We start from the raw sequence: 22,669 nt of genomic DNA on the forward strand, positions 1-22,669 counted from the left end.
GCGGCGTTCGCGTTTCCTCAGGGCGTCTGTCCTCAGGATTTGCCCTTCCAGGGGACCAGCCAGTCCTCGGCCTTGCGCATCAGGATGTCGATGCCGAAGCCGATCAGGCCGATCAGCACGATCCCCATGATCACGATGTCGGTCGCCTGGAACTTGGACGCCGCGACGATCATCTTGCCGGCGCCCTTCTCGGCCGCGACCAGTTCGGCGGCGACGACCGTGCCCCAGCAGACGCCCATGGCGACCCGCGCCCCGGTGAAGATCTCGGGGAGGGAGTTCGGCACGATCACATGCCGCAGCACCTGCCATTTCGACGCCCCGAGGCTGTAGGCCGCATGCACCTTGGTGATGTTCACCCCCGACACACCCGCCCGGGCCGAGATGATCATCACCCACAGTGCCGCAAGGAACAGAAGCACGATCTTGCCGTTCTCGCCGATGCCGAACCAGATGATGACCAGCGGGATCAGCGCAAGCGGCGGCACGGGGCGCATGAATTCGACGATCGGATCGAACCAGCCGCGCGCCCAGCCCGACAGCCCCATCGCGTAGCCAAGCGGAATACCCACCAGCGACCCGATCACGAAGCCCGCGATGACGCGCCACAGCGACCAACCCACATGTTCCAGAAGCGCCACGTTCTGGTATCCGTCGCGCGAAATCTCGACCAGGCGCGCCACGACCGCCTCGGGCGAGGGCATCCAGATCGGTTCCATCTGCAGCCCCTTGTCGGGCGAGAAGTTGAGCGACCCCTTGGCCGTCATCGTCACATTGCCATGGGGGACCGAGACTTCGCCGCCCGGTTCGATGGGCTGACCCTCGATCGCGGTGATGCGGACATCGTCGCCATCGTTGCGCTGCGCGCTGATCAGGACCGAACGCCACGCAGCGACCGTCGCGCTGTCGCTGGTGGCAAAGCCCGTCGCCGGGGCGGGTTCGGGATCCTCGGCCTCGGCGCCCATCTCGTGGACCAGCACCGACACGGTGGCATCCGAGGTCCGACCGTCCGGCGCCGTCGCGGTGTAGGTGAAGGACGTGGTGCCGGTATAGGGCCCCGGCACGTGGACGGGCACAAGCTTCGATCCGGTGAACGCGCCCCAGACCAGGAACACCACCACGACCGAGATGATCGAGGCCCAACGATCGGGCCGCACCGCGCTCTCGTCGCCGAAGGTGACGGTCTTGAGCGAGGTGAAGTCGGTGACCTTGGCCATCGACCTGCGCACCAGCCTGATCGCCATGAACGCCCCGAAGAACAGCGCGCAGTAGACGGCAAGAATGATGAGACCGGTCATGTCAGTTCTCTGCCCCGCCCATGATTTCCTCTTCCATTTCCCAGATCATTCCCAGGATCTCGTTCTTGGTGGCCCCGAAGGCCGGGTCTTCCTTGACCGAACGCAGATCGGCGCCGACGGCACGATCCGCGAAGGGAAGGCGATATTCCTTGTGGATGCGACCGGGTCGCGGGGCCATCACCAGCAGCCGTTCGCCCAGAAGCAGCGCCTCGTCGACGGAATGGGTGATCAGGATGATGGTCTTGCCCGTCTCCTTCCACAGTTTCAGGACAAGGCCCTGCATCTTCTCGCGCGTCAGCGCGTCCAGCGCGCCCAGGGGTTCGTCCATCAGGATGACGTCGGGGTCGTTGGCAAGGCAGCGGGCAAGTGCCACGCGCTGCTGCATCCCGCCCGACAATTCGTAGACGGCCTTGGTCTTGAACGCGCTCAGGCCGACCGTGTCCAGAAGGTTCTCGACGATGGTGTTGCGATCCGTCTCGCCCATGCCCTTCATGCGGGGGCCGAATTCGACATTCTGGCGCACGTTCATCCATTCGAACAATGCGCCCTTCTGGAAGACCATGCCCCGTTCGGGGCCCGGCCCCCGAACGGGGCTGCCCTCCAGCGTCACCTCGCCCGAGGTCTGCGCCAGAAACCCCGCAAGAATGTTGAGAAGGGTCGATTTCCCGCAACCGGAAGGCCCCAGAACCGATATCAGTTCGCCCTTGCCGATGTTCAGGGATACGTCCTGCAGCGCCTGGACATGCCCGCCCTTGGGCAGGTCGAAGCGCATGGACAGGTTGTCTATGCTGAGAAAAGCCATGGGCAGTGTTCCCGAAAGCTGAGAAGGGTGGGTCGGGGCAGGCACGCGGCCCGCCCCGGACGGGATCACTGCGCGGCGGCCAGCGGCGCGGTGTTCACCGTCGCCTCGTAGCTGTCCAGCGCGCTGGAGATGCTGCCGGCCTCGACGAAGACGTCGGCCACGCCCTTCATGAAGTTCTGGGCATTGCCGCCCAGCCATTTCGGGGCAAGCTGCTCCTCGATCGAGGGGAAGGTGAAGGTCGAGATCGATGCTTCGGCTTCCTCGGGCGACATCCCCGATTCCGAAGCGATCTTGGCCAGCATCTCGGGGTCGTGGTTCTCGTTCCATTCGGCGTTGACGGCGGCGGTCACGGCCAAGAAATCGCTGACGAGGGCCTCGTTCTCGACCACGAAATCGGCGGGGGCCGAGGTGACGTCGAAGACCAGAATGCCCAGGTCCTCCTTCTCGGCGCCGGTCAGCAGGACGTTGCCGTGTTCCTTCATGCGGGCAAGGCCGCCACCGTAACCGCAGGCGAAATCGACCTCGCCCTGCGCAAGGGCAGCCGCGCCGTCGGTGGGCGCCATGTCCACGACAGTCAGCGATGCCACGTCCACGCCGAAATGATCCATCTGGCGCAGGAACCCGTAATGGGCGGCGGTGCCCATCGGCACGGCGACCTTCTTGCCCGCCAGTTCGTCCGCGCTGTCCTTGTCGATCTCCAGCTCGGTCGCGACGACGCAGTTGTCGTTCTCGGAATAGCTGACGGCCACGTCCAGCACCTGAAGCGCCTGCCCTGCCGATGCGGCCACCACGAAGGGCGGGATCCCCTGAGAGATCGAGATCTGCACGTCGCCCGAAGCCATTGCCGCGGACATCGCGGTGCCGGTCTCGAAGCTGACCCATTTCACGGGCATGCCCAGGGCCTCGTCATAGGCGCCATCGGCCTTGGCAGCCAGGAACGGCATGGGCCATTCGAGGAAATACCCGACGGTCAGTTCCTGCGCGGCGGCGCCCTGGGCTGCCATGGCCATGACGCTTGCGAACATCAATGCGGCGAATTTCTTCATCTGCAGTCTCCTTGGTGGATGCTTGGCGGCATTCGCCGCGTTCTTTTCCCTGTTGTCGCGGGGATGCCATCGTCGGGCATCCCATGACCCGATCAATGAAGATCGCCGCGCGCTTCTCAACCGGCCCGTGCGGCTGGACTTATCTGTGGTGATCTTCTGGCCCTACAAGCGCCGCAAGTTTGGGCACAGTTTGGGTCCAGCCGCAGGGCCGCGAAGATATCCGCCGCCATGCGTCCCCCCTCTTGCCCCGATGGAGACATCCCGTGAACCAAGTCGCCCCCGTCAACGATTTCCAGGACACCGTCAGCGCCGACCGTGCCCATGTCTGGCACCACCTGACCCAGCACAAGATCCACGAGAAGGTGGACCCGCGCATCATGGTCGAAGGCAAGGGCATGCGCGTCTGGGATGCCAATGGGCGCGAGCATCTGGACGGCGTGTCGGGCGGGGTCTGGACGGTGAATGTGGGTTATGGGCGCGCCGATATCGGGCAGGCCATCGCCGATCAGGTCACGAAGATGAACTTCTTCGCGCAGAATAACGGATCGGTCCCCGGTGCGCTGTTCGCCAAGAAGCTGATCGAACGGATGCCGGGCATGAGCCGCGTTTACTATGTCAATTCGGGGTCCGAGGCGAATGAGAAGGCGTTCAAGATGGTCCGCCAGATCGCGCAGAAGCGCTATGGCGGCAAGAAGCACAAGATCCTCTACCGCGAGCGCGACTATCACGGCTCGACCATCTCGACGATCTCGGCGGGCGGCCAGTTCGAGCGGAACGCCCATTACGGCCCCTATACCCCCGGCTTCGTCGAGGTGCCGCACTGCCTGGAATACCGCGCCCAGTGGGATGTCGAGGATTACGGCCTGCGTGCCGCCGACGCCATCGAGGAGGTGATCCTGCGCGAGGGCCCCGACACGGTCGGTGCGCTGTGCCTCGAGACCGTGACGGCGGGTGGCGGCGTCATCACCCCGCCCGAGGGGTATTGGCCGCGCGTGCAGGAGATCTGCCGCAAATACGACATCCTGCTGCATCTGGACGAAGTCGTCTGCGGCATCGGACGCACCGGCAAATGGTTCGGATACCAGCATTACGGCATCCAGCCCGACCTTGTGACCATGGCCAAGGGCGTCGCTTCGGGCTATGCCGCGATCGCCTGCCTGGTGACGACCGAAGCCGTCTTCGACATGTTCAAGGACGACGCAAGCGATCCCATGAGCTTCTTCCGCGACATCTCGACCTATGGCGGCTGCACCGCCGGGCCGGCCGCCGCGCTGGAGAACATGCGCATCATCGAGGAAGAGGGCCTGCTGGAGAACACGCTGGCCATGGGCGAGCGGCTGATGGGCAACCTGCGCGAATTGCAGGAACGCCACGCGGCGATCGGCGACGTGCGCGGCCTGGGCCTGTTCTGCGGAGCCGAACTGGTCGCGGATCGCGAAACCAAGGAACCCGCCCCCGAAGCCAAGGTCCAGGCCGTCATCGCGGAATGCATGGCGCAGGGCGTGATCATCGGTGCAACCGCGCGCGCGATCCCCGGCTTCAACAACACGCTGTGCCTGGCGCCGGCGCTGATCGCCACCGCGGACGATATCGATGCGATCACCGCGGCCATCGACGTCGCGCTGACCCGCGTCTTCGGCTGATCGCAGCGCATTGCGCAAGGGGTTCGGGCCGCATATCCTGCGGCCCGAACCTTACCCGGAACGGGCACGCATTTGGCGATACCTCCTGAAATCTTCCTGTTGCCGGCCAAGAGCGACGCGACACTGCAACAGCAGATCCAGCAGATCGTGGCCGAAGCCATCGTGTCGGGCCGCTGCGCCCCGGGCGAGAAGATGCCCTCGTCCCGCAGGCTGGCCGATCACCTTGGCGTTTCGCGGATCACGGTCACCCTGGGCTATACCGAGCTGGTGGCGAACGAATACCTCGTCTCGCGCGACAGGTCCGGCTATTTCGTCGCCGATACCGCGCCCACGCGTCCGGTCTTTGCGGATCCGACGATCGCGGATCGCGGCGGCGTGGACTGGGACCGCAAGCTGGCCCGCCCCACCCAGCTGCGCGAGGATATCCTGCGCCCGCCCAACTGGAACGATTACAAGTTCCCCTTCATCTATGGTCAGTCGGACCCCGACCTCTTCGATCACGGCAACTGGCGGAACTGCGCGCTGCGCGCCGTGGGGCGGCGCGATTTCGACAGCCTTGCGCAGGATCACTATCAGAACGACGATCCGATGCTGGTCGAATTCATCCTGCGCCACATCCTGCCCCGCCGTGGCATCCGCGCCCATCCGGACGAGATCCTGATCACCATGGGCGGCCAGAACGCGTTGTGGATGATCGCGCAGCTTCTGCTGTCCGAGGGTCAGAAGGCCATCGTGGAAAACCCCTGCTTTCCCGGGCTGCGCAAGATCTTCGACCAGATGCGATATGTCGCGACATCGGTGGACGTGGATGATGACGGGCTGCCCCCCGACCTGATCCCGCCCGATGCGGACGTGGTCTTCACCACCCCCAGCCATCACGCCCCGACCAACGTGACGATGCCGCTGGACCGACGGCTGGAAATGCTGGATCGCGCCTTGCAGGACGATTTCCTGATCGTCGAGGACGATTACGAATTCGAAATGTCGTTCCTCAGCGCGCCTGCCCCCGCGCTCAAGTCGCTGGACCGGGCGGGGTCGGTCATCTATCTGGGATCGTTTTCGAAATCGATCTTTCCGGGGCTGCGGCTGGGTTACGTCGTCGGCGCCCGCCCCCTGATCCACGAGATGCGCAAGCTGCGCACGGTGGTCCTGCGCCACCCGCCCAGCCACATTCAGCGGACGACGGCCTACTTCCTGTCGCTCGGCCATTACGACAGCCAGCTTGCGCGAATGGCCCGCGTCTATGGCAAGCGCCGCGCGATCATGGAGGGCTGCATCCGCGAATTCGGCCTGACGCCCGCGGGGCGCGACATGCATGGCGGGTCGTCCTTCTGGATGAAGGCCCCGCCGGGGGTCGATACGACCCAGCTGGCGCTGGACCTGCGCCGGAACAGCGTCCTGATCGAACCCGGCAACGCCTTCTTCGCACGCCGTGCGCCGGACAAGGCGCATTACCGCATCGCCTATTCGTCGATCAACGCCAGCCTGATCCGCGACGGCATGGCCCTGGTCGCCGAGGCGATCCGGCAGGCGCCCCGCGCCTGATCACGGGCAGGGCCCGGTCGAGGCGCGGGCGATCAGTTCGAAATCCAGCAGATGCGGATGGGGCTTCTCGTCCCTCTCGACCCAGCCGGCCAGCGCATCGGCCACCCCGCGGCCCATTCGCGATACCGGCAGATGGATCGTCGACAACGCCGGATAGAGATGCGCCGAACCGGGCAGGTCGTCCAGCCCCATGACCGACATGTCCGCGGGCACGCGCAGCCCCTGACGCTGCACCTCGGCCATCGCGCCCGCCGCGATGACATCCGAAAGACAAAGGATCGCGCTTGGCCGGTATCCCGCCAGGACGGCCCGCACCCCCTCGCAGCCGCCTTTGGTGGACAGCGCGGTCTCGTGAAAGCTCAGATCGCCCTGACCCTGCAGCGCGGCCACGCGCAGACGGGTCCGGTCGTTTCGGACCGGTCCGTGCAGCACGGCGATGCGGCGATGTCCCAGTTCGGTAAGATGCCCCAGTGCCGCCAGGGCGGCTCCGTGATTGTCATATCCGATGGTCGGCATCGAATATTCGGGGTCGTGGCAGGAAATCGCGATGGTCGGCAGACGCGCCCGGTCGATCAGGTCGTGGAAGTCCGGGCTGCGGGTCATGCCGGACACGATCAGCCCCTCGGCACCGATATCGACCAGCGCGCGGGCCTTGGCGACCTCGATCTTGGGGTCGTCATCCGTCGTGGCGACGACCAGCGACAGCCGCTGCGCGGTCAGTCCCTGTTCCAGGTTCGCCAGCACGCGTGCGAAGATGTCGCTGTCCAACGTGGGGACCAGCGCGCCCACGAATCGCGTCCGCCCGGAATTGATCGCACGCGCCGCCGCACTTGGCACCCATTGCAGCCGCCGCATCGCGCCCTCGACCCGTTCGCGCGTCGCCGGCGCCACGCTTGCCGGTGAATTCATCACCCGCGAAACCGTCGCCACGGATACGCCTGCATCCGCTGCCACATCGCGCAGGTTGACCCGCTTGCGCATCGCCGTTTTTTTGACCTGCTCCGCCCGAGATTCGATCACGCCCACCTGCCATTCTTCTGTTTCCTGCAGCGCAGGGATATCAGTTCTTGACGGATGTAACCAGTTACACGGCGAATGTAACCAGTTACATTATGCAGAATCGAGACTGACTGATGACCGCTTACACAGTCCTGCGCGATTTCGACAACATGGGTTTCCTGACCCCTGCCCGCAGCTTTCACGGCTTTCCCAAACGCTCGGCCCCGGTCGAACGCGCGCTGGCCCCGCGCGCGGGGATGCGGCTGGAAACCCGCACGGGCGATCTCGTATCCATCGAGATCACAGCGGGGGCCGAGGCCTGCATCCTTGCCTTCGGGCCGCGCGGCGCGAATGCCCTTGCGCATCTTGGGCTGGCGGCGAATGCCGTGATGGATGCGACCGGTTGCGACCCCCAGCCGATGTTCGACTGGATCGCGGCCTGCGGCGGCACGAGTCGCGATCTGCCCGTGTGCCGCATCAGGGCGCTGGACGAACCCCTGCTGCTGCGCATCTCGGATGCTGCAACGGTCTGGATCTTCTGGCCCACCCCACCTTCGGCGCTCGTCTCGGGCGGCTTCGCGGGCGCGGTCCGCGTCGGACATCAGCAGGCGGCGACGAATTCGGCGCTGTTGCCACCGCTTCTGGGCGACACGCGCGACGAATTCACCGTCCCGCGCGGCACCGCCATGGCCTACGAGCTGAGAAGGGGCGAGTTCCTGCAGATCATCGACGTCGAAGGCCAGCAATGTTCGGATTTCAACGCCTTCCGGGCCGAGGGGCTGGATCGCGGACAGGAACTGATGATCGACGGCACGGTCACACGGTCGATGGTGCGCCGCGCCTTTCCGGGGCCGGGCGTGCTCGACAAGTTCTTCGATGCCGAACTGCGCCCGCTGCTGAACGTGGTGCAGGATACCTGCGGGCGTCACGACACCTTCGGGCTGGCCTGCAACGCACGCGGCTACGAGGAGCGGGGCTTTCCGGGGCATGTGAACTGTTCGGACAACATGTCCGATGCACTGGCACCGTTCGGCGTGCAGCGCAGGCGTGCCTGGCCCGCGATCAACTTCTTCTGGAACACTTGGATCGACCCGCATTCGCATCACCTGATGACGCAGGAATCCCATTCACGCCCCGGCGATTACGTGGCGATGCAGGCGATGGACGACCTTGTCTGCGTCTCGACCGCCTGCCCGGACGATATCGACCCCATCAACGGGTGGAATCCCACGGATGTGCATGTGCGCATCTATCGCCCCGAGACCCCCATCCGCCGTGCCGTGGCTTACCGCGAAAAGGAAGACGCCCCCATGACGATCAGCCAGAATTCGGCCTTCCACGACCGGCTGGCCCCGCTGACGCAGAACTTCGCGCCCGCGCGGGATTTGTGGGCGCCCGCCAGCTTCGCGGCGGACGGGGCCATCGGCGAATACTGGGCCTGCCGCAACGACGTGACGATCCAGGACATGAGCGGGCTGCGCAAATACGACATCGTCGGCCCCGATGCCGAGCGTCTGCTGCAGCAGGCGACCACCCGCAACGTGGCCAAGCTGGCGGTCTGGCGCGGATCCTATACGCTGATCTGCGACGCGGCGGGCACCGTCATCGACGACGGCACGCTGTTCCGCCTTGCGCCCGACCTGTTCCGTTGGTGCTGCGGGTCCGAGGAAAGCGGCCGCGTGCTCGAGGCGCTGGCCCGGCAGATGGACCTGCAGGTCCGCATCCACCACTTGGGCGGCGCAATGCCGAACCTTGCGTTGCAGGGGCCGAAATCGCGCGACCTGCTGCGTCGGATCGTCTTCACCCAACCGACCGTGCCCGCGCTGGACCAGCTGAAATGGTTCGGCGTCACCGTCGCACGCCTGAACGACCGCGACGGCGCGCCGTTCATGCTGTCCAGATCGGGCTATACCGGGGAACTGGGCTACGAGATCTTCTGCGCGCGCGCCGATGCGCTGACGATCTGGGATGCGCTGATCGAGGCGGGGCAGGAATTCGGCATCACGCCGATGGGCAGCGACGCGCTGTCCATGATCCGGATCGAGGCGGGGCTGGCCGCCGGGAACGCCGAATTCGCCCCCGGCATCGACGCCTTCGAGGCGGGCCTGGGCTTTGCGGTCGATCTGACCAAGCCCGATTTCACCGGCAAGGCCGCGCTGGAACGCAATGCGGCAGCCCCGCGGCGCATGCTCAAGGGGCTGCTTCTGGAATGCAACGACCTGCCCCATCACGGCGATCCGGTCCTTGCGGGCGAAAGGCAGGTCGGCATCGTCACATCGGCCACCCGCTCGCCCATGCTGGGACACGCCATCGCCATCGCGCGCATCGGCGTCGAACACGCCCTGAACGACACCCGGCTGGAGATCGGCCAGCTGGACGGCCGGATGAAGCGCCTTGGCGCAACCGTGACCGACATTCCCTTCATAGACCCGCAGCGCAAGCGGGCGCGCGCCTGACGGGCGCATCCCCCTGACAGAGAGGATATGACATGAAGCATCTGAAATCACTGACCGCCATCGTGGCGGTCCTGGCCGCGACCTCGGCCACGGCGCAGGAAAAGGTCATGGTCGGCGAACCCAGCTGGCCCGGCGCCAAGGTCATGAGCCGCATCATCGCGCAGGTCATCCAGACCCGGCTGGGCAGCGAGGCGGGCTATGCCCCCGGTGCGAACGCGGTCATCTTCTCGGCCATGGATGGCGGGCGCGGCGATATCGATGTGCATCCCGACGTCTGGCTGCCGAACCAGGCATCCTTCACCGACGAATTCGTCGAGGGCAAGGGAACCGTCGCCCTGTCCGAAGGCAGCTACCAGGGGCGTTCGGGCTTCTGCGTTCCCACCTACATGGCCGAGGAACACGCAATGAAGTCGGTCTACGATCTGGCCACGCCCATGGCGCAGGAGTTGTTCGACAGCGATGGCGACGGCAAGGGCGAGATCTGGGTCGGGGCCTCGGGGTGGACCTCGACCAACATCAACCGCGTGAAGGTCCGCGATTACGGGATCGAGACCTTCCTCGAACCCACGACCGAGGACGAGGCCGTCTTCTATGCCCGCCTGAAGGACGCGATCGACCGCAAGGAAGGGGTCGTCTTCTACTGCTACGAGCCGCATTTCGTCCACGCCGTCTATGACGTGACCTTCATCGAGGAACCCGAGCACGACCCGGCCGCCTATGTGATGGTCCAGCCCGACGAGGATGCCGACTGGCTGGCCAAATCCTCGATCACGACGGGCGACGAGGTCAAGACCGTCACCGTCGCCTATTCCCGGTCGCTGGAACAGCGCAACCCTGCCGCCGCGGCCTTCCTGTCGCGCATCGACATGGAGGCGTCGGACCTGTCGCGGCTGACCCACCAGACCGTGATCGAGGGGAAGGACACCGACGAGGCCGTGGCCGCCTGGCTGGACGACAACGGCGATATCGTCGACGGCTGGCTGGGTCTTCGGTGACCGCCCCGTGGCACCGGCCCCCGCCCGATACGGGCCGGGGCCCGATCGTCGCCCCACGAGAAGGACCGCCCATGAGCGATGAGATCGTGATCGACGCGCAAGGCGTCTGGAAGATATTCGGTGCCCGCGCCAAGAACGCCCTGCGCGCCATTCGCGAAGAGGGACTTGGCAAGGCCGAGGTCCGCGACCGCTTCGAATGCGTCGTGGGCGTGGCGGACGCGAATTTCCAGATCCGCAAGGGAGAGCTGTTCTGCGTGATGGGCCTGTCCGGTTCGGGCAAATCCACCCTGGTGCGCCATGTGAACCGCCTGCTGGAGCCGACCGACGGGCATATCTTCATCGACGGCGACGACGTGATGGCGCTGGACGAACGCGGGTTGCGCGATCTGCGCAACCGCCGCGTCTCGATGGTGTTCCAGAATTTCGGCCTGATGCCCCACCGGACGGTGCGCGACAACGTCGCCATGCCGCTGGAGATACGCGGCACCGGCAAGGCCCGCCGTTGGGCCGAGGCCGACCGCGTGCTGGATCTTGTCGACCTGCAGGGATGGGAGGACAAATACGCGCATGAGCTGTCGGGCGGGATGCAGCAGCGCGTGGGCCTTGCCCGCGCCATCGCCTCGGACCCCGAGATCCTGCTGATGGACGAGCCTTTCTCGGCGCTGGACCCGCTGATCCGCAAGCAGCTGCAGGACCAGTTCATGCAGCTGTCGCGGCGTCTGGGCAAGACGACGATGTTCATCACCCACGACTTGGACGAGGCGATCCGCATCGGGCATCGCATCGCCATCATGAAGGACGGCCGCATTGTTCAGATCGGCACCCCCGAGGAGATCATCCTGAACCCGGTCGACGACTACGTGGCCGATTTCGTGGCCGGCATCTCGAAGCTGGACATGATCTTCGCGCGTTCGGTCATGCAGCCGACCGCGGAATACGAGGCGATGCACGGCCCCGTTCCCGGCGATGCGCTGGCGGCCCATCCCGACATGGACCTGAACGCGTTGATGGACCTGTCGGTCCAAGGGCACGGGGTCCTGCGCGTCACGGCGGATCACGCCACCGTCGGCATCATCGACCGCGCGCGGCTGATCCGCGCGATCCAGTCAAGCCAGGCCTGAGGACATTCCATGAAGCATGTCGAAACATCCGAGATGGCGCCCGAGAATGCGGTGCAGCTGCAGGCCCTCGTGTCCCAGTTCGCGGGCCGGGGCCAGCCCTATTACCAGCGCGTCTTCGCCTACATGATGCAGGCGCCGGGCTTTCGTTTCACCCTGAATGCCGCCACCGCCCTTCTGGGACCGCTGTGGTTCGGGGCGCGCGGGTTGTGGTCGTGGTTCCTAGGCTTCGTCCTGCTGGAGACGCTGACCTTCGTGCAGATCGGCATCGGCCTGTTCGGCGATCTGGGACGCGAGGACCGGTTGCGCGCCGAACAGATCGCGCAGACGCTGGACCTGCGCCGCCAGCAGATCGAGGCCGCGCGGCAGGCCGGTTCCGGCTCGGTCGCGTCGCTGGAAAGGGCAGCCGCCTCGTTGGAACAGGCGCTGACATCGGCACGCGACGCCGCCGAGGGCGCGATCGCGGGCGGCATGATGCATGTCGCCCTAGGCCTGGGACTGCTGCTGGCCATCCGCTTCGTCGCGGCGTCCCTCGCGAACTGGACGCTCGAGCGGCAATTCGTGCGCTGGCGGTCCGACCGTGCGGCGGCAAGCGGCTGGTCGCCTGCCCGCCTGGCCGTCGCATCGCTGCTGATGGGTGCGGTCGTCGGGTTGTCGATCCTGCGCTTTGCCATGCCCGACGCCTTCGCGATCCTGAACAGCTTCCCGACGAACCGCGAATGGCGGCTGGACCTGGGCGACGGCGTGCAATCGGTCTTCGACTGGACCAAGACCGCCGGACGCGGCTTCTTCGACGGGCTGACCGTCGGAATGCGCGGGTTGCTGGACTGGATCGAGGTCCTGCTGGTCGGCACGCCATGGCCCGTGGTCGCGCTGGTCTTCGTTATGCTGGCATGGCTGTCAGGCGGCCCGAGCGTCGCGATCTTCACGGGCGCGGCGCTTGCCTATCTGGGGCTGCTGGATTTCTGGGAAAAGGCGATGACGACCATCGCGCTTCTGGGGGCGGCCGCGCTGATCTCGATCACCATCGGCATCCCCCTGGGGATCTTCTGCGCGCGCCGGCCCATTGCCTTCGCGATCGTGCGGCCGGTGCTGGACTTCATGCAGTCGATGCCGTCCTTCGTCTACCTGATCCCGGTCGTGGCCTTCATCGGTTCGGGCAAGCCCGCGGGCGTGGTCGCCACGATGATCTTCGGCAGCCCGCCGGTCATCCGCTTTACCGTGCTGGGCCTGCAGCAGGTCCCCGCATCGGTCCGAGAGGCCGCGATGGCCTTCGGCGCATCGCCCCGCTACCTGCTGTGGCGCGTGGATCTGCCGCTTGCCCGCAGGACGATCATGGCGGGCGTGAACCAGACCATCCTGCTGTCGCTGGCGATGGTGGTCGTCGCGTCGCTGATCGGGGCCAAGGGCCTGGGCGAGGATGTGCTGGAGGCGCTGCAATACGCGGCGGCGGGACACGGGCTTCTTGCAGGCCTCGCGATCCTCTTCTGCGCGCTGATCCTCGACCGGATCGTCGCCGGACAGAAGTGATGCACATTCGATGACGCGAAAGGCCCGGAGCATGCTCCGGGCCTTTTTCATGTCGTAATCGGGACGGGAAAACCGCGCGGACCGGAATGGCCCGCGCGGTTCGTCCGGGCGCCTCAGCCCATCAATTCGCTGGAATAGCTGCCGGGCGAGGCGGGGAAGACGACCGTCTTGTTGCCGTTCAGGAACACGCGGTGATGCGCATGGGCGTGGATCGCACGGGCCAGGACCTGGCTCTCGACATCGCGACCCAGGCTGACATAGTCGGACGCGCTCTGGGCATGGGTGATGCGGACGGTGTCCTGCTCGATGATCGGGCCCTCGTCCAGGTCGGCGGTCACGTAATGGCTGGTCGCGCCGATCAGCTTCACGCCGCGCTCATAGGCCTGCTTGTAGGGGTTCGCGCCCTTGAAGCTGGGCAGGAACGAGTGGTGGATGTTGATGATCCGCCCCGACATCTTCTGGCACATCTGATCCGACAGGATCTGCATGTAGCGGGCCAGCACGATCAGCTCGGCGCCCGCATCCTCGACCACCTTCATGATCTGGGCCTCGGCCTCGGGCTTGTTCTCCTTGGTGACCTTGATGCAGTGGAACGGGATGTCCGCGTTCACCACGACCTTCTGGTAATCCATGTGATTGCTGATCACGGCCACGATCTCGATCGGCAGCGCGCCGATGCGAACCCGGTACAGCAGATCGTTCAGGCAATGCCCGAAGCGGCTGACCATGATCGCCACACGCATCTTGCGCGCCTCGTCATGGAACTGGAACTGCATGCCGAAGGGCCCCGCGACGGGGCCGAAGGCCTCGGTCAGGGTCGGCAGCGTCGCGCCCTCTTCGGGGGCGAAGCTGACGCGCATGAAGAACTGGCCGGTCTCCTGGTCGTCGAACTGGCTGCTGTCTGTGATGTTGCAGCCGTGTTCGGCCAGGAAGGTCGAGATCGCGGCCACGATACCGCGCCGGGACGGGCACGTGACGGTAAGGCAGTAATTGGTCATGTCTGGTCCTGTTCGTCGAGAAGGAGCGGTTCTTCCTGAAGGTCGTTCTGATGGCAGAAGGCGGTCAGCGTATTGGCCAGAAGGCAGGCGATCGTCATGGGGCCGACGCCCCCCGGAACGGGCGTGATGGCGCCCGCGACATGGCGCACATTGTCGAAATCGACATCGCCGACCAGCGCGGGCTTGCCGTCCCTTTCGATGCGGTTGATGCCCACGTCGATGACGGTCGCGCCGGGTTTGATCCATTCGGCCCGGACCAGTCCCGGAACGCCCGCCGCCACGATCACGATATCGGCGATGCGTGCCAGTTCGGGAATGTTGATCGACGATTTATGCGCCACTATGACCGTGCAATCGGCATTCAGCAGCAGGCGGGCCATCGGCTTGCCCACGATGTTGGAATGCCCGATCACCAACGCGGTCAGGCCACGGAAATCGGCATGGTGATGGCGCAGCATCATCATGCAGCCAAGCGGCGTGCAGGGGACGATGGCATCCTGCCCGGTGCCCACCATTCCCACGTTCGAGATGTGGAACCCGTCCACATCCTTGGCGGGCGAGATGGCATTGATGACCGCCCGCGCATCCAGGTGCGCGGGCAGCGGCAGCTGCACGAGGATGCCATGCACAAGCGGATCCTCGTTCAGCCTGCGGATCAGATCCAGCAGATCGGCGGCGGGGGTGTCGGTCGGCATGCGATGCTCGAAGCTGCGCATGCCGGCCTCGACCGCCTGCTTGCCCTTGGACCGGACATAGACCTCGGAGGCGGGGTCATGTCCGACCAGGACCACGGCAAGGCCGGGGGTCAGCCCGGTCCGTGCATGGATGTCGGCCACGCGGTCGCGGACGCGGGCGCGGACGGACGCTGCATGGGCCTTGCCGTCGATCAACCGGGCAGTCATGGCTTACAGCGTCCCCGTCAGTTCGGGCACGGCCTCGAACAGGTCGGCGACCAGTCCGTAATCGGCCACCTGGAAGATCGGGGCCTCCTCGTCCTTGTTTATCGCGACGATGACCTTGCTGTCCTTCATGCCCGCAAGATGCTGGATCGCCCCCGAAATGCCGACCGCGACATAGAGATCGGGCGCCACGACCTTGCCGGTCTGACCGACCTGCAGGTCGTTCGCGGCGAAACCGCTGTCCACTGCCGCGCGCGATGCGCCGACGGCCGCCCCCAGCTTGTCGGCCAGCCCCGAGATCAGCGCGAAATCGGCCTGCGAGCCGACGCCGCGCCCGCCCGAGACGACGACCTTGGCCGAAGCCAGTTCGGGGCGGTCGCTCTTGACGACCATGTCCTCCAGATGCACCGACAGGGTCGGAACCTCGGCCAGGGCGACGGCCTCGACCGGGGCCGCATCGCCGGTGCCCGCGGCTTCGAAGCCCGCGGTCCGGATGGACAGCACCTTGACCGCATCCTGCGACCGGACCGTCTGGATGGCATTGCCCGCATAGATCGGGCGCTTGAAGGTCTGGGCATCCAGGATATCGGTCACGTCGGTGATCACCATCGCATCCAGAAGCGCGGCCACGCGGGGCAGCACGTTCTTGCCCGCATTGCTGGCGGGGGCGACGATATGGGTAACGCCGGCCGACAGCTGCATGACCAACGCGGTGACGTTCTCGGCCAGGCCGTTCGCCACGGCGTCGTCGGCGCAGTGCAACACCTTGTCGATGCCATCGATGCCCGCAGCCTCGGCGGCGGCCTCGGGCGATCCGCAGACCAGCGCGGTGACCGAACCCAGTTTCGCGGCCGCCGTGGCGGCCTTCGCGGTCGCGTCCAGCGCCAGCGCGCCCCCTGCAACCTCTGCCAGAAGAAGAACAGACATCAGACCAGCGCCCTTTCCTTGAGTTTCTCGACCAGTTCACCCACCGATCCGACCTTGACGCCCGCGGCGCGCCCTGCCGGTTCCTCGGTCGCGACGACCTGCAGGCGGGGCGTCGTGTCGACCCCGTAATCCGCCGCTGTCTTTTCGGCAACCGGCTTCTTCTTCGCCTTCATGATGTTGGGAAGCGATGCATAGCGCGGCTCGTTCAGGCGCAGATCGGTCGTGACGATGGCAGGCAGCGCGACCTCGATCTTCTGCAATCCGCCATCGACCTCGCGCGTGACCTGCGCCTTGCCGTCCACGATCTCCAGTTCCGAGGCGAAGGTCGCCTGTCCCCAGCCCAGCAGCGCGGCCAGCATCTGGCCGGTGGCGTTCATGTCGTTGTCGATGGCCTGCTTGCCCGCGATGACCAGCTGCGGCTGTTCCTCGGCGATGACGGCCTTCAGGATCTTGGCGACAGCCAGCGGCTCGATCTCGGTCGCCTCCGCGGCCTCGACCAGGATGCCGCGATCGGCACCCATCGCCAGCGCGGTGCGCAGGGTCTCGACCGATTTCTTGTCGCCGATGGACACCGCCACGATTTCGGAGGCGATGCCCGCCTCCTTGAGGCGGATGGCTGCTTCGACCGAGATCTCGTCGAAGGGGTTCATCGACATCTTGACGTTGGCCAGATCGACACCAGTGCCGTCCGACCGGACCTTGACCTTCACGTTATAGTCGATGACGCGCTTGACCGGGACCAGTATCTTCATCGCCTTGGCGTTCCTTTCGATTGGATGGTGGGGGTTCAGACCTTGACCCGTTCGGATTTCGGGTCGTGGAAGGGCTTGATCGAGGCATGCGCCGCCACGCGGCGGCCCGCGATCTCGATCGTGTAATCGGATGCCAGCACGTCCTGGACGCTTTCGCCCGCGCAGGGGACATAGCCCATGCCCATCGCGGCACCCAGGTGATGGCCGTAGCCGCCGGAACTGAGATAGCCCACGAGCCTACCGTCGCGCAGGATCGGTTCGGCGTGATACAGCAGCGGTTCGGGATCGGTCAGCATGAACTGGACCATCCGCCGTTCGAGGCCCGCCTCGCGCTTGCGCAGGACCGCATCGCGACCGACATAGTCGCCGTCGCCCTTCTTCAGCGCGAAGCCCAGGCCCGCCTCCAGGATGTGATCCTCGGCCGAGATGTCATGCCCGAAATGGCGGAAGCCCTTTTCCAGGCGGCAGCTGTCCATCATATGCAGGCCGCACAGCTTGGCGCCCATATCGCGGCCCGCCTCGCGCAGCACCTCGAAGACATGGGCCGCCATGTCGGTCGACACGTAGATCTCCCAGCCCAGCTCGCCCACATAGGTGACGCGGTGGGCGCGGGCCAGGGCCATGCCGATCTCGATATCCTGCCAGGTCCCGAAGGGGTTGACGGCGTTCGAGAAATTGTTGGGCGACACCCGCTGCAACAGGGCGCGGCTGTTCGGCCCCATCACGCAGATCACGGCCTCGGCGGCGGTCATGTCGGTCAGGGTCACGCGGCGGTCGCCCAGATGGCGGCGCATCCATGCCTGATCGGCCTGACGGGTCGCCGCCGGGGTCACCACCATATAGGCATCCTCGGCCAGGCGGTTGATCGTGACATCGGCCTCGATGCCCGCGCGGCTGTTGAGGAACTGGCTGTAGACGATCTTGCCCACCGGCACCGACAGATCGCTGCCCGAGATATGGTTCAGGAACGCCTCGGCATCGGGGCCCTCGACCCGGATCTTGCCGAAGGACGACATGTCGTAGATGCCGACATTCTCGCGGATGGCCTTGTGTTCGCGGGCGGCATTGTCGAACCAGTTCTGGCGTTTCCACGAATATTCGTATTCCGCCTTCTGCCCCGGATCCGCGAACCAGTTCGCGCGCTCCCAGCCCGACAGTTCCCCCATGACCGCGCCTTCGGCCTTCAGCGCCTCGTGCAGGGGCGAACGGCGGATGCCGCGTGCGGTGGCCTTCTGGCGATAGGGAAAGTGATCGGCATAGAGCAAGCCGAGCGTCTCCTTCGAGCGTTCGAACAGGTAGTGCTTGTTCCCCTGGAAGGGCTGCATGCGCGCGATATCCACATCACCCAGATCGAAGGGCTTCTCGCCCGTGTCCATCCAGGATGCCAGCGCGCTGCCCGCGCCGCCCGCCGACTGGATGCCGATGGAATTGAAGCCCGCCGCGACCCAGACATTGTCCATCTCGGGGGCGAGGCCCAGGTGATAGGCGTCGTCGGGGGTGAAGCTCTCGGGGCCGTTGAAGAAGGTGTGGATGCCGGTTTCCGCAAGGATCGGCAGGCGGTTCACGGCCATTTCCAGGATCGGCTCGAAATGGTCGAAATCCTCGGGCAGCTGGTCGAACTCGAAATCCTCGGGGATGCCCTTCATCGCCCAAGGCTTGGCGACGGGTTCGAAGGCACCCAGCAGGATCTTGCCCGCGTCCTCCTTGTAATAGGCGCATTCCTCGGGAACCCGCAAGGTCGGCAGCTGCTGCAGGCCCGGCACGGTATCGGTGACAATGTAGAAATGCTCGCAGGCATGCAGGGGCACGTTGATGCCCATCTGGCGGCCGACCTCGTGGCCCCACATGCCCGAACAGTTCACGACGTGATCGCATTCGATCATGCCGCTTGCGCCCTCGGCCTCCCACGAGACGCCGGTGATGCGGCGGCCATCGCGGCGGAAGCCGGTGACCTTGGTGCGTTCCAGCACCTGCGCGCCGCGCTGCCTGGCACCCTTGGCCATGGCCAGCGCGATATTCGCGGGATCGCCCTGCCCGTCCTTGTCCAGATAGACGGCAGCCTTCACGCCGTCGATGTTGACATGCGGGTATCGGGCCAGAAGCTCGGTCGGGCTGATCTCCTCGACCTCGACACCGAAGGCGCGTGCCATCGAGGCCTGGCGCAGGATCTCCTCTCGGCGTTCATCCGACAGCGCGACCGTGATCGACCCGTTGCGGCGAAAACCCGTGGCGACGCCGGTTTCCTCTTCCAGGCTGCCATAGAGTTCCTGGCTGTATTTCGCCAGGCGCGTCATGTTCTGGGACGCCCGCAGCTGGGCGATCAGCCCGGCGGCGTGCCAGGTCGTCCCCGAGGTCAGCTGCTTGCGTTCCAGCAGGACCACGTCCTTCCAGCCCAGCTTGGTCAGGTGATAGGCGACCGAGCATCCGATCACCCCGCCGCCGACGATGACGACGCGTGCTTTTTCAGGGGGCAGTGCCATGTTCATCGTCCTTTCACGCACGGATGCAGCTGTTGTCGGCATCCCAGAGGCAGGCGTTCTCCTGCACGACGGCCTTCAGACGCTGGCCATAGACCTCGATTTCCAGCTCGGTCCCCGGCAGGGCGGCATCGCTTGCCAGCATCGCCATCGCGATGGCCTTGTCGGTGCGGTATCCATAGGCCGAGGACAGGACCTCGCCCACGCGGGTGTCGCCTTGGAACGCCGCCGCCATGTAGGGCGCGTCCTGCCGGCCCGGCTCGACCACCAGCGTCACGAGGCGGCGGGCAGACGCGGTTTCGGCCCTAAGCGCGGCCTTGCCGGGGAAGTCCTGCGGCTTGTCCAGCTTCACGAAGCGGCCCAGCCCGGTTTCCATCAGCGTGTAGTCGCTGGACAGATCGCCCTTCCAGGTCAGGTAACCCTTCTCGATCCGCATCGAGTTCAGCGCATACATCCCGAAGGGCGCGGCCCCCGCATCGCGGATCGCGGCATAGATCGCGGCAGCGTCAGTGGGCGCTGCGTGAACCTCCCATCCCAGTTCGCCTGCGAAGGACACGCGGGCCAGCATCGCGGGACTGCCCGCCACCGTCGCCTGCTGATGCGTCAGCCAGCCAAGCGTCAGGTCCGCATCGGAAATGACGCCCAGCAGGTCGCGCGATTTCGGCCCCGTCACCAGCATCGCGGTCACATCGGCGCTGCGATCGGTCAGGGTCACCCCGGCGGGCAGGTTCCGCGCCAGCAGATCGCGGTCGTGCCACTGGGCGACGGCGGCGGTCATCAGGGTGAATTCATCCTCGGCGTGGCGGATGCAGGACATCTCGGTCAGGACGCGGCCACGGCTGTCGGCGAAATAGATCAGGTTCATGCGCCCGACCTTGGGCAGACCGCCCGCGACCATGCCGCGCAGCCATTCGGCTGCCCCCTCGCCCGACAGGGCGAAGCGAGAGAAACCGCAGAGGTCGATCACGCCCACGCCGTCGCGCACGGCCTCGACCTCGGCCCGGACGCGGGGTTCCCACGGGCCGCTGCGATCCCAGGTCAGGGTCGCGTCCTCCGATATGTCGTCACCGGGCTGCGCAAACCAGTTGGCCCGTTCCCAGCCGTTATAGGCACCCATCTGCCCACCATCCGCGACCAGGCGGTCGTGGTTCGGCGACAGCTTGCGACCCCGTTCGGCGGGCCATTCGTGATGCGGGAAATGCATCGCGTATTCATGGCCATAGGTCTCCATCGCCTTGCCGGTGCAATATGCCGCATCGGCATGTGCGGTGAAGCGGCGCGGATCGACCGACCACATGTCCCATTCGGTATGGCCATGCATGATCCATTCCGACAGCACCTTGCCCGCACCGCCGCCCTGCGCGATCCCGAAGGTGAAGCTGTGCGCCTCGAACGCGTTCGGCACGCCGGGCATCGGCCCGATCATCGGCAGCCCATCGGGTGCATAGGGGATGGGCCCGTTGATGTTGCGCTGAACGCCCTGCGTTCCTAGCAGCGGCACGCGAGCCATCGCATCCTCGATATACCATTCCAGCCGGTCCAGGTCGTCGGGATAGAGCTGGAAGCTGAAATCCTCGGGCATGTCCTGCCCCGATGCCCAGCCGACCTGGCAGTTCCGTTCATAGGGCCCCAGGTTCAGCGAATGCGTGTCCTGCCGCAGATAGTAGCTGCTGTCCACGTCGCGCAGCATCGGCAGCTTGCGGCCATGTTCCTTCGTCCAGGCGGCGACCTCGGGGATGGCCTCGGTCAGGAAATACTGATGGCTCATCACCGTCATCGGCACGGGCCGCCCGCCATGGGGCAGGAACCATTCGCCCACGCGCGCGGCATAGTAGCCCGCCGCGTTCACCACGTATTCGCAGCGGATATCGCCCTTTTCGGTATGGACGACCCATTCGCCATCCTTACGGCTGACGCCCGTGGCGGGGGTGAAGCGCGCGATGGTGCCGCCATGCGCCCGCGCGCCCTTGGCCAGCGCCTGCGTGACCTGGCTTGGATCGATATCGCCGTCCAGCGGATCCCAGAGGCCGCCTTCCAGGTCATGCGTCTCCATGAAGGGGAAATGCTGCTGCAGTTCCTCGGGGGTGCACATGTCCATGGTCAGGCCCATATGGGCAGCCATGCCGCGCACGCGCTCGAACTCCATCATGCGGTCGTGGGTATGGGCCAGCCGGACCGCGCCGGTGACGTGATAGTTGATGGGGTAATCAACCTCGTCCGCCAGCCCGCGATACAGCGCGAGCCCGTGGCGCTGCATGTTCATCACGCCGTAATTCGCAGCGAAGTTCGGGCAGTTCCCCGCCGCGTGCCAGGTCGAGCCCGCCGTCAGCTCGTTCTTTTCCAGAAGGACGCAATCCGTCCAACCCGCCTTGGCAAGGTGATACAGCGCCGAGACGCCGACCACCCCGCCACCGATGATGACCACACGCGCAGTGGAGGGAAGAGCCATTTCGATAACCTCAGTAGACAGGGGGAGAGATGACCCAGATCGCCGTGGCGGGGTCGTCATAGGGGTTCGACCAGCGATATTCCGCATTCCTGATGCGGAAGCTGTCGCCGGTCTCGATGGTGAAGGCGCGGTCCTCGATCCACAGATCAAGCCGCCCCGAGACGAGATAGACCACCTCGGAGGTGCCGCGACGGCGCGGCTGATCCAGCCTGGCACCGGGCAGGAAGGTCGAATGGATCACCTCGAAATCATCCGACAGGTCGGGCGACAGCAGCGCCTCGAACAGACCGCTGTCGCGTTCGCCGATCTCGCGGCGGTTCCGGGCGCGGACGATCAGGCCCTGTTCGTCCGAAGGCCCGTCCGCCGTGCCGAAGAACATCGAGGTGGGCACTTCGAGCAGTCGGGCGATCTTCTGCAGGTCGTCCACGGTGGGCTGCGACAGCCCGCGTTCGACCTGCGACAGCCAGCCGATGGATTTTCCAAGACCCCCGGCAAGGTCGTCCAGGGTCATTTTGCGGGTGGTCCGCAAGGCCCGGATATCGCCGCCGATGGTCTTGTCGCCCGACATGTTTCGCCCTCGCCTTCAGGTGTCATGAAATATGTCGCGTGATTTTCACGATGTCGCAATGAAAATCTGGCGGATTATTTCACGAGAGGGGCGGCGGCGATCAAGTTGGGCGTTTTTTCAGCGGGGCGGGGTCACGCTGCCCATCGAATATGCGGGCAGCGCGAAAACGA

The 22,669-nt window shown here is 65.7% G+C and carries 17 protein-coding genes; 6 read left to right on the top strand and 11 right to left on the bottom strand.

The genetic code is table 11. From position 1 onward, the window contains the following. Positions 1–32: 32 nt before the first annotated feature. The 3 genes from KO490_RS08450 to KO490_RS08460 all read right to left on the bottom strand — a co-directional run bounded on the left by KO490_RS08450 (position 33) and on the right by KO490_RS08460 (position 3,143). Positions 33–1,295, bottom strand: a complete 1,263-nt coding sequence (locus KO490_RS08450; RefSeq protein WP_216018976.1) for an ABC transporter permease — start codon at positions 1,293–1,295, stop codon at positions 33–35. A gap of 1 nt (position 1,296) precedes the next feature. After that, positions 1,297–2,097 carry an ABC transporter ATP-binding protein gene (locus tag KO490_RS08455; RefSeq protein ID WP_216018977.1) on the bottom strand — a complete coding sequence of 267 codons (801 nt, stop codon included), beginning with the start codon at positions 2,095–2,097 and terminating at the stop codon, positions 1,297–1,299. A 65-nt stretch (positions 2,098–2,162) separates the two neighbouring features. Further along, positions 2,163–3,143: an ABC transporter substrate-binding protein gene (locus tag KO490_RS08460; RefSeq protein WP_216018978.1), complete on the bottom strand. Its 981-nt coding sequence runs from the start codon at positions 3,141–3,143 to the stop codon at positions 2,163–2,165. A 263-nt stretch (positions 3,144–3,406) separates the two neighbouring features. On the opposite strand from KO490_RS08460, the gene KO490_RS08465 reads away from it, so the two are divergent. After that, on the top strand, positions 3,407–4,786 hold the full coding sequence (locus KO490_RS08465) for an aspartate aminotransferase family protein (RefSeq protein WP_303462199.1): 1,380 nt from the start codon (positions 3,407–3,409) through the stop codon (positions 4,784–4,786). A 72-nt stretch (positions 4,787–4,858) separates the two neighbouring features. Continuing rightward, on the top strand, positions 4,859–6,331 hold the full coding sequence (locus KO490_RS08470; RefSeq protein ID WP_216018979.1) for a PLP-dependent aminotransferase family protein: 1,473 nt from the start codon (positions 4,859–4,861) through the stop codon (positions 6,329–6,331). On the opposite strand, the gene KO490_RS08475 is transcribed toward KO490_RS08470, so the two are convergent. Further along, entirely contained in the window at positions 6,332–7,312 is a 981-nt protein-coding gene (locus KO490_RS08475; protein ID WP_216018980.1) for a LacI family DNA-binding transcriptional regulator, read from the bottom strand. It lies immediately after the preceding gene. A 152-nt stretch (positions 7,313–7,464) separates the two neighbouring features. Between KO490_RS08475 and KO490_RS08480 the strand changes: the two genes are divergently transcribed. From KO490_RS08480 to KO490_RS08495, 4 genes are all read left to right on the top strand, one after another. Next, positions 7,465–9,786, top strand: a complete 2,322-nt coding sequence (locus KO490_RS08480) for a DUF1989 domain-containing protein (protein ID WP_216018981.1) — start codon at positions 7,465–7,467, stop codon at positions 9,784–9,786. A gap of 32 nt (positions 9,787–9,818) precedes the next feature. After that, complete coding sequence (locus KO490_RS08485; RefSeq protein WP_216018982.1) at positions 9,819–10,781, top strand: glycine betaine ABC transporter substrate-binding protein; 963 nt, start codon at positions 9,819–9,821, stop codon at positions 10,779–10,781. Positions 10,782–10,852: 71 nt separating this feature from the next. Next, positions 10,853–11,902, top strand: a complete 1,050-nt coding sequence (locus KO490_RS08490; RefSeq protein WP_216018983.1) for a glycine betaine/L-proline ABC transporter ATP-binding protein — start codon at positions 10,853–10,855, stop codon at positions 11,900–11,902. A gap of 9 nt (positions 11,903–11,911) precedes the next feature. Continuing rightward, complete coding sequence (locus KO490_RS08495) at positions 11,912–13,429, top strand: proline/glycine betaine ABC transporter permease (RefSeq protein WP_216018984.1); 1,518 nt, start codon at positions 11,912–11,914, stop codon at positions 13,427–13,429. 113 nt (positions 13,430–13,542) lie between these two features. On the opposite strand, the gene purU is transcribed toward KO490_RS08495, so the two are convergent. From purU to KO490_RS08530, 7 genes are read right to left on the bottom strand one after another with little or no spacing between them, the layout of a single operon-like run. Continuing rightward, complete coding sequence (purU, locus tag KO490_RS08500; RefSeq protein ID WP_216018985.1) at positions 13,543–14,427, bottom strand: formyltetrahydrofolate deformylase; 885 nt, start codon at positions 14,425–14,427, stop codon at positions 13,543–13,545. Beyond that, positions 14,424–15,329 (bottom strand): bifunctional methylenetetrahydrofolate dehydrogenase/methenyltetrahydrofolate cyclohydrolase FolD, encoded by a 906-nt coding sequence (gene folD / locus KO490_RS08505; RefSeq protein WP_216018986.1) that lies wholly within the window; start codon positions 15,327–15,329, stop codon positions 14,424–14,426. The genes purU and folD overlap by 4 nt, the downstream gene beginning before the upstream one ends. A gap of 3 nt (positions 15,330–15,332) precedes the next feature. Beyond that, the gene (locus KO490_RS08510; RefSeq protein WP_216018987.1) at positions 15,333–16,253 is read right to left on the bottom strand and encodes an electron transfer flavoprotein subunit alpha/FixB family protein; all 921 of its coding nucleotides are present in this window, start codon (positions 16,251–16,253) and stop codon (positions 15,333–15,335) included. Further along, complete coding sequence (locus tag KO490_RS08515; RefSeq protein WP_216018988.1) at positions 16,253–17,005, bottom strand: electron transfer flavoprotein subunit beta/FixA family protein; 753 nt, start codon at positions 17,003–17,005, stop codon at positions 16,253–16,255. Before KO490_RS08515 ends, KO490_RS08510 begins: the two co-directional genes overlap by 1 nt. Positions 17,006–17,040: 35 nt before the next feature. After that, positions 17,041–19,485 carry an FAD-dependent oxidoreductase gene (locus KO490_RS08520; protein WP_216018989.1) on the bottom strand — a complete coding sequence of 815 codons (2,445 nt, stop codon included), beginning with the start codon at positions 19,483–19,485 and terminating at the stop codon, positions 17,041–17,043. A 13-nt stretch (positions 19,486–19,498) separates the two neighbouring features. Next, positions 19,499–21,931, bottom strand: coding sequence for an FAD-dependent oxidoreductase (locus tag KO490_RS08525; RefSeq protein WP_216018990.1), 2,433 nt, complete (start codon positions 21,929–21,931; stop codon positions 19,499–19,501). A 10-nt stretch (positions 21,932–21,941) separates the two neighbouring features. Beyond that, on the bottom strand, positions 21,942–22,499 hold the full coding sequence (locus KO490_RS08530; protein WP_216018991.1) for a helix-turn-helix domain-containing protein: 558 nt from the start codon (positions 22,497–22,499) through the stop codon (positions 21,942–21,944). Between the last annotated feature and the right edge of the window lie 170 nt (positions 22,500–22,669).

Origin of the sequence: Paracoccus sp. C2R09 (assembly GCF_018860625.1) — a bacterium.
Taxonomy (GTDB): domain Bacteria; phylum Pseudomonadota; class Alphaproteobacteria; order Rhodobacterales; family Rhodobacteraceae; genus Paracoccus.

Coding starts and splice junctions, on each gene's coding strand:
- KO490_RS08460 (WP_216018978.1), bottom strand. CDS start 3,143: ATGAAGAAATTCGCCGCATTGATGTTCGCAAGCGTCATGGCCATGGCA.
- KO490_RS08455 (WP_216018977.1), bottom strand. CDS start 2,097: ATGGCTTTTCTCAGCATAGACAACCTGTCCATGCGCTTCGACCTGCCC.
- KO490_RS08525 (WP_216018990.1), bottom strand. CDS start 21,931: ATGGCTCTTCCCTCCACTGCGCGTGTGGTCATCATCGGTGGCGGGGTG.
- KO490_RS08480 (WP_216018981.1), top strand. CDS start 7,465: ATGACCGCTTACACAGTCCTGCGCGATTTCGACAACATGGGTTTCCTG.
- KO490_RS08450 (WP_216018976.1), bottom strand. CDS start 1,295: ATGACCGGTCTCATCATTCTTGCCGTCTACTGCGCGCTGTTCTTCGGG.
- KO490_RS08475 (WP_216018980.1), bottom strand. CDS start 7,312: ATGCGCAAGCGGGTCAACCTGCGCGATGTGGCAGCGGATGCAGGCGTA.
- KO490_RS08520 (WP_216018989.1), bottom strand. CDS start 19,485: ATGGCACTGCCCCCTGAAAAAGCACGCGTCGTCATCGTCGGCGGCGGG.
- KO490_RS08490 (WP_216018983.1), top strand. CDS start 10,853: ATGAGCGATGAGATCGTGATCGACGCGCAAGGCGTCTGGAAGATATTC.
- purU (WP_216018985.1), bottom strand. CDS start 14,427: ATGACCAATTACTGCCTTACCGTCACGTGCCCGTCCCGGCGCGGTATC.
- KO490_RS08530 (WP_216018991.1), bottom strand. CDS start 22,499: ATGTCGGGCGACAAGACCATCGGCGGCGATATCCGGGCCTTGCGGACC.
- KO490_RS08495 (WP_216018984.1), top strand. CDS start 11,912: ATGAAGCATGTCGAAACATCCGAGATGGCGCCCGAGAATGCGGTGCAG.
- KO490_RS08510 (WP_216018987.1), bottom strand. CDS start 16,253: ATGTCTGTTCTTCTTCTGGCAGAGGTTGCAGGGGGCGCGCTGGCGCTG.
- KO490_RS08515 (WP_216018988.1), bottom strand. CDS start 17,005: ATGAAGATACTGGTCCCGGTCAAGCGCGTCATCGACTATAACGTGAAG.
- folD (WP_216018986.1), bottom strand. CDS start 15,329: ATGACTGCCCGGTTGATCGACGGCAAGGCCCATGCAGCGTCCGTCCGC.
- KO490_RS08485 (WP_216018982.1), top strand. CDS start 9,819: ATGAAGCATCTGAAATCACTGACCGCCATCGTGGCGGTCCTGGCCGCG.